The organism is Planktothrix sp., assembly GCF_046067725.1.
Taxonomy (GTDB): domain Bacteria; phylum Cyanobacteriota; class Cyanobacteriia; order Cyanobacteriales; family Microcoleaceae; genus Planktothrix.
In genome coordinates this window covers 1-6840 of record NZ_JBJUDF010000285.1, presented here as the reverse complement: position 1 = coordinate 6840, position 6840 = coordinate 1, and the positions used below count along the sequence as shown (strand labels likewise).

The 6840-nt window shown below is 38.0% G+C and carries 7 protein-coding genes; 4 read left to right on the top strand and 3 right to left on the bottom strand.

All coding sequences use genetic code 11. The features are described 5' to 3' along the window. From ACKPEB_RS17850 to ACKPEB_RS17840, 3 genes are all read right to left on the bottom strand, one after another. Positions 1-2616: TIM-barrel domain-containing protein (locus tag ACKPEB_RS17850; protein WP_408966312.1), on the bottom strand; the 2616-nt coding region annotated here is incomplete at its 3' end. A gap of 59 nt (positions 2617-2675) precedes the next feature. Next, positions 2676-2813: an SDR family oxidoreductase gene (locus ACKPEB_RS17845; RefSeq protein ID WP_408966314.1), complete on the bottom strand. Its 138-nt coding sequence runs from the start codon at positions 2811-2813 to the stop codon at positions 2676-2678. A gap of 52 nt (positions 2814-2865) precedes the next feature. Then, complete coding sequence (locus tag ACKPEB_RS17840; protein WP_408966313.1) at positions 2866-3051, bottom strand: SDR family NAD(P)-dependent oxidoreductase; 186 nt, start codon at positions 3049-3051, stop codon at positions 2866-2868. A 259-nt stretch (positions 3052-3310) separates the two neighbouring features. On the opposite strand from ACKPEB_RS17840, the gene ACKPEB_RS17835 reads away from it, so the two are divergent. The 4 genes from ACKPEB_RS17835 (at position 3311) to ACKPEB_RS17820 (ending at position 6453) form a co-directional block, all read left to right on the top strand. After that, on the top strand, positions 3311-4012 hold the full coding sequence (locus tag ACKPEB_RS17835; RefSeq protein ID WP_408966311.1) for a Uma2 family endonuclease: 702 nt from the start codon (positions 3311-3313) through the stop codon (positions 4010-4012). Between the two features lie 104 nt (positions 4013-4116). Next, on the top strand, positions 4117-5361 hold the full coding sequence (locus ACKPEB_RS17830) for an MFS transporter (RefSeq protein WP_408966310.1): 1245 nt from the start codon (positions 4117-4119) through the stop codon (positions 5359-5361). Positions 5362-5738: 377 nt separating this feature from the next. Next, entirely contained in the window at positions 5739-6077 is a 339-nt protein-coding gene (locus tag ACKPEB_RS17825; protein WP_408966309.1) for a DUF433 domain-containing protein, read from the top strand. Next, positions 6070-6453: a DUF5615 family PIN-like protein gene (locus tag ACKPEB_RS17820; protein ID WP_408966308.1), complete on the top strand. Its 384-nt coding sequence runs from the start codon at positions 6070-6072 to the stop codon at positions 6451-6453. Before ACKPEB_RS17825 ends, ACKPEB_RS17820 begins: the two co-directional genes overlap by 8 nt. The last annotated feature ends 387 nt before the right edge of the window (positions 6454-6840 follow it).

Below are 6840 nucleotides of genomic sequence, written 5' to 3'. Positions count from 1 at the left end.
TTTGACTTCAGATTGCAAGGCGTTGATCAACCCATGTGCAACCATTTGTTTGGCATCAAGTGATTTTGAGATATCATTTAAATCAACCAGTGACTTGCTAATCAAATCAACTGTTGCCGTGAGTGTATCATTATCTTTGGTATCAGAGATGACTGCGTTGTTCAGCTGAAGTTTAGCCAATGTGAGTCCAAGGGAAATATTATCATGTATTTCTCTTGAAATTTTTCTGAATGTTTCCTCTTGGATTTCAAGTTGAGCTTTTAATATTTCCTTTTCTTGTTTATCTCTAAGTTCATGTAAGTCATTTTTTAACTTGATTTCCTTTTTTGAAAAAAAATAAATTGAAGCAATCACTAATATAATGATTGATAAAAATGTGAATAAGACTGAAAACAGTAATTTAATTAATTCTTGATTTTCTTGAGAAAGTCGATATTTCGTTGTTGAATACATTCCCTGAATATACTCAAAAGAACGACCATCATCTTCATATAAAATCCCTTCTCCTGTTCCTGGAAAAACTTTAAAGGTTAAACAATCAATCGGTTTTTCATCAATATATTGCATCACGGGTTGTAAGGGAATGATTGACCCAGCTTTGACATATAAAGGCATCCGTTCTAAGGGAGCTTCTGCTAAAATATATTGTGCTCCAGAATAGGATTTCTCTGTCCACCAATCATACCATATACCGTCAGGTAAATACACCGCCCGACATTCAACACCGGGGCGATAAATAGGGGCTGCTAAAATTGCTGAACCGAGTAAAACTTGATCGGATAAAGTATAGGTTTTCCTATCATTTGGGTAATGATAAAATAGCGGGCGAAGAATCGGTGATCCGGTTTGGGTGGCTTCCCAAAATAAGGTATAAAGATACGGTAAAAGACGATAGCGTAATTCTAAATATTCTCGACAAATTTGTTCAACTTTTTCTCCAAATACCCAAGGTTCATGTTGGGCGGTGGATAAGGCAGAATGACCTCGCATCAAGGGATATAAAATGCCCATTTGCATCCATCGGGCGAATAATTCTGCGGTTGCATTTCCGGCAAAACCGCCAATATCACAACCTACAAAAGCGACTCCTGATAACCCCATATTGCATAACATGGGAAGAGATATTTCTAAATGTTCCCAAATTGAATGGTTATCGCCCATCCACACCGATGACCAACGTTGAATTCCTGCATAACCTGACCGAGTTAATACAAAAGATCGTTCCTGTGGTCGCAATTTTACCAGAGCTTCTGCACAGGATTTTGCCATCATTAATCCGTATAAATTATGAGTTTCTGCGTGGGTTGCTTGTTCTTCTAATGGCCCTTGTAAACAATCTAATGGAAAGGTAATTTTACGGCCCTTATCGCCAAAAGGACGGTCATCTAAGGCGGGTTCATTCATATCATTCCAAATACCTGCTATTCCCATATCGGTTAATATTTGATGGCATTCTCCCCACCATTGACGGACTTCGGGATTTAAAAAATCGGGAAACACTGCTTTATCTGGCCAAACATAACCATAAAAAAGCTCACCGTCGGGTTTTCTGACAAAATAATTATGTTCTAATCCTTGATCAAAAATAGGATAATTTCCTTCAGGTTCATATTTAACCCCAGGATCAACAATTGTAACTGCTTTAAAGCCATTTTTAGATAAATTTTTAATTAGTTTTTTAGGGTTAGTAAATCGTTTCTTATTCCAAGTAAAAATTCGATATCCCTGCATATAATCAATATCTAAATGAATCACATCACAGGGAATTTTGCGGTTTCTAAATTCTTCTGCGAGTTGTTCAACAACAATTTCTGACTCATAACTCCACCGACATTGATGATAGCCTAACGCCCAACGGGGCGGTAACGGCATTCGTCCGGTGAGTTGGGTATAAGTATTTAAAATTTGTTCAGGTTTGGGGCCATAAATAATATAATAATCGAGTTCTGGAGCTTGGGTTTCCATGCGCCAAACTCCGGGTTGTTCAACTCCAATATCAAAGCGACTCCAATAGGTACTATTTAAAAAAATGCCATAACTTAACTCAGGACGTAAGGCCATAAACATTGGAATGGCTTGATACATGGCATCGGTTAAGGCATCGTAATCTAAAGAATTAACTGTCCAATTAGTTTTGATTTCCCCAATTTTATCTAAAAATCCGGTGCGTTCTCCAAACCCATAAAAATGCTCTTCTGCTTCAATCTTTTTCCAAACTGCTGTTAATCCTAGTCGCGAAGCAAAGCCTAATTCGGTATCAATTGCAAACGGGTTATTATCTTGATCATAACAGTGAATGCGGAAGGGATAATGCTGAATCGAAATCTTGATTTTTTCTGTAATAATTTCTGTTGTTTGTTCAATTTGTTGAGTTTTAAATTGAACAGGTTCCCAATCTTGATCATCCACCGTAACCGCCCAAGATCGACGGGGCATAAACGCACCCGATGGGGTATAACGAACTCGAATTAAATGATCGGCTAATACACTAATTTTAACACAAACATTCCCACAGTTAAATAGTAGAGAGCGATCGCCCATTTCTACTGTTTTAACAGATTCAATTTGTGACCAATTAGGCTTTAGGGTGTGTAATCGTCCAAAATATTGAGGCATAATTGAAGATGAGAGAGGTCAACAATCAAGTTTATGAATTAATTTTAGCGTTAAAATTCTTATCCTTGTAATAAAGATTGTCCGCCATCAATCCAAACTTCAGTTCCGGTAATATGATTAGAGGCATCTGATCCTAAAAATAAAATTAGTTGTGCGACTTGTTCAGAGGTTCCGGGTTGACCATCCGTTAAGGGGATTTTACCTTCAGGAAATTCTACAGGTTCTTGAGCTTCTTCTAAGTCTTCTCGTTCAGTATAACGCCGTCATTTTTGCAAAGGCAACTTGAGCCGCTTTTGTAGAAGCATAAGCCGTTGCTCCACTATTACTAAACATTCGAGTTCCGTTAACAGAAGAGGTAATTACCACACTGCCGCCCTGTTTTTTTAAATAAGGTAAGGCATATTTTAAAGTATAAAAGGTTCCATCTAAATTAATGGAATTAGTAACATGGATTAACCCCTATTTAATTTTCCCATAGTCTGAATATTGCAAGTTTTCTCAAGTTTTTGCGTCTCTCCTAAGAAAGACTTCTTTTTTAAAAATTAGGGATATGTAGAACCAGGTTCCTGAAACTGTTGAGAATCATCCTAATCATCAAAAAAATGTGCTATAGTTACAACAAAATTATTTTAATTTACCCTAACCCTCAGAGATCTTTTAGGATTCCTAATTTTTGATATCGGTTGTTGCTATTATGACTCTATCCTCAGTAACAGTTCCCTCATACAAGCCTGAAATTTGTCAATGGCAAGCTGCAACTTGGGATGATTATTTAGCTTATCGGGATCATCCCACTTTAGAACGAGTTAAAATATTTTATCAAGACGGATATTTATGGATTGAAATGGGTTCCGAAGGAATTAATCATGCTAGTATGAGCGATTTATTAACCATGCTATTTGCCTTTTGGTTTGCTCGGTTTCCCGTTGTCAGTTTTAGTTCACTCGGTCGCTGCCAATTGGAAAAAGTAAATACTCGCGCCTCAGCACCCGATCACGTTTTATATATTGGTGAAAATGCACCCCGTTGGCAAGCTGGAGAACCTCGTCGCATTGACTTAAATCGCTGGCGAGTGCCTGATTTAGTGGGAGAAGTTTCTGATACAACCTTAGCTACTGATTTAGATGAGAAAAAACAACTGTATGCCGCATTAGGAATTCCTGAATATTGGGTCACAAATGTTAAAGGAAAACAGGTGATTGCTTTTCGCTTAGGAGAACAGGGAAAATATGAAGAAATCGAATATTCTGTAGCACTTTCAGGTTTGCCAATTCTCCTAATCGAACAAACATTAGAACAATTAACTCAGATGGATAACGGCATGGCTGCCCTATGGTTTAATCAACAAATTGCCAATATTAATCCGAACTCCCTTGAGGAGTGTGGCAAAAATTAACAAATTGTTACAAAATAGAAATAAGTCAAGCATTCAGTTAAAAACACGACCTAGATTTGGGGCGTGTTTAAGCGGATACTGCATATTATTAAGGAAGGGGTATTTTGAACGCTTTTCGTAGTTTTGATCCGAAGTGCCAACGAAGTCTACTGATATTATTTATCGCAGGTTTATGTTTTTGGACAAGCCTAACAGCACTGTTACCAACACTCCCTTTATACGTTGAATTTTTGGGCGGAACGAAACAACAAATTGGTTGGGTTATGGGTGCTTTTGCCTTGGGTTTATTACCCTCTCGATTTGGGTTTGGCCCCTTAGCGGATCGCAAAAGTCGTAAATTAGTCCTACTGATAGGAACCTTTGTAGCGATGATCGCGCCTCTAGGGTATTTATGGACAAAATCAATTCTATTAATGTTGTTTTTGCGAGCATTTCATGGCATTAGTGTCGCGGGATTCACCATCGGTTATAGTGCTTTAGTGGCTGATATTGCCCCTGTGGATAAACGGGGAGAAGTCATTGGATATATGAGTTTAGTCGCCCCAATTGGTATGGCGATTGGCCCAGCATTAGGAGGGTTTTTGCAAACCGCTTTTGGCTATGACCCCATCTTTTTATCCAGTGCGGGGTTTGCGTTTTTAGCATTTCTAGGAATTTCCCAAGTCTTTGAACCTCAACGCAATCAACCGACAACAACTTCATCTTCTACTTCGTTCCTAGAAAAAGGATTATGGTACTTCAAAATGTTGTGGAGTCCCCGTCTCCGAATTCCCGCATTTGTGATGTTAATGGTGGGTTTAATCTTTGGAACTTTAGTTACATTTTTACCCTTATCGGTGAAAGAATCTGGGTTAAGTTTTAATTCAGGTTTATTTTATAGTACCGCCGCCATCGCTAGTTTTTTAGTTCGGGTTCCTACCGGTCGAGCTTCTGATCGTTATGGTCGAGGTATATTTATTACAGGAGGTTTAATCTGTTACTTTTTAGCAATGTTACTGTTATCTAAAACCACAGGAAGTAACATTATTTTATTAGCTGCACTGTTAGAAGGGATGGGAGCAGGAATCGTTATTCCAATGATGATTACCTTGATTACAGATCGATGTCTTCCAGAAGAACGAGGTCAATTTTTCTCTTTGTGTTTAACTGGATTTGATCTGGGAATTGCCTTAGCTGGCCCTATTTTTGGAAGCCTTGCTGAACAATTAGGTTATTCAACTATCTTTGCATTGGATGCGATTTTAGCTTTAATAGCGGTTATCACCTTTGCAGGATTTTCTAATAAAACCGTTCATCTTTCTCTGAAATTTGCGATCGGTCAAGCCAAGGATGTTTATAGCTTGAATTGAAAAACTTTATAGAGACTCAGAAACCGGGTTTCTTCTGAAATATTTCTGTCATACAGGAAAAGTTATTGCAGAAACCCAGTTTCTCAGTGTGTTTATTTTGGGCGATCGCTTCCATTCAAAAACCAACTCAAGGCAGTTATGTTATAGCGCTACGCGCAAGGGAACAGGGAAGAGGGAACAGGGAACAGTAAGAAGTGAAACGGGATGATTAGCAATACGATAGAGATAGGGATTCCATCCTGACTATACTATAATAATAAACAGGATTAAATTGTTGATAACCTGTTAAGAAATACTTACCATGAATCAATCACTTTTGCAGCCAATCACTCTCGATCTAAATATCTGTCCCCAACGAGTAACCCATTTATAGAAAAATGAACAGTAAATTAATTGATTCCTTAGTGCAATTAATTGATTCTTTAGAGATTGAAGAATATGTCCTATTGCAAGATAAATTGCAAGCGAGAATCATTCAAAAAACAGCAGGAGTCTGTGGCGGTCATGCTTGTATTCGTTATACGAGAATACCTGTATGGACGGTAATTTCTTTACGACAGCAAGGAGCGGATTATCAAGAAATAATCCAAAATTTTCCGGGATTAACTTTAATGGATTTGACCGCAGTACAGGCTTATTATGAAACCCATAAACTAGAAATAGATCGGGCGATCGCATCCCACCAAGATGATGCGGATATAGAAATTGATGATTAAATTTTATGCTAATGAAAATTTTCCTTTAGAAATGGTCAAAGCTTTACGCAACTTTGGTTATAATGTGCTGACTTCTTATGAATCTGGACGAGCTAACCAAAAGATTTCTGACGATCAAGTTTTAGCTTTTGCCAAAAGTGAACAACGGATTGTGATTACCCTAAATCGAGATGATTTTATTGCTTTGCATCGTCAGAGTAAAGAACACAATGGTATTATTATTTGCAAAGATGACCGAGACTATCATGGACAAATAAAATTTCTCCATGATTCTTTATTGTCTCAAGCAGAAAATTTTTATGGTCGTCTCATTCGTGTGCTGAAACAAAATCAACCCAAATCGGCTCAACCAATTTTTGTTATTAGGGAATACTGACAAGTAGATAACGCGATCGCATCCCCTATCAAGTCTAAGAAACCGGGTTTCTTTCAACCCTTTGTGTCGCTCAACCAAAATCGACAAGAGAAACCCGGTTTCTGTGTGTAAAATTTTATCTAGGTTATATTAAATAGGCGATCGCTTCCATTCAAAAACCAACTCAAGGCAATTATATTAACATCTGTTGGTAAATCAACTCTATTAACACGAGCAACACGCTTCGGACAACCGTTATTAGCACAAATTGACACTCTCACCGTCAATCGCAAAGCGATGTGACGGGAGATTCTTTGTTCAACGAATCGACTTGCCCGAAAAGGATTGCTCCCGTCAAGGTAGAGGTCAATTCTCCCAAAGCGTTAATCGGTTCTAAACCGAAAGTTC

Bases quoted from the DNA above. Each gene is read 5' to 3' on its own strand.
- ACKPEB_RS17835 (WP_408966311.1), top strand. From the start codon at position 3,311: ATGACTCTATCCTCAGTAACAGTTCCCTCATACAAGCCTGAAATTTGT.
- ACKPEB_RS17825 (WP_408966309.1), top strand. From the start codon at position 5,739: ATGAACAGTAAATTAATTGATTCCTTAGTGCAATTAATTGATTCTTTA.
- ACKPEB_RS17820 (WP_408966308.1), top strand. From the start codon at position 6,070: ATGATTAAATTTTATGCTAATGAAAATTTTCCTTTAGAAATGGTCAAA.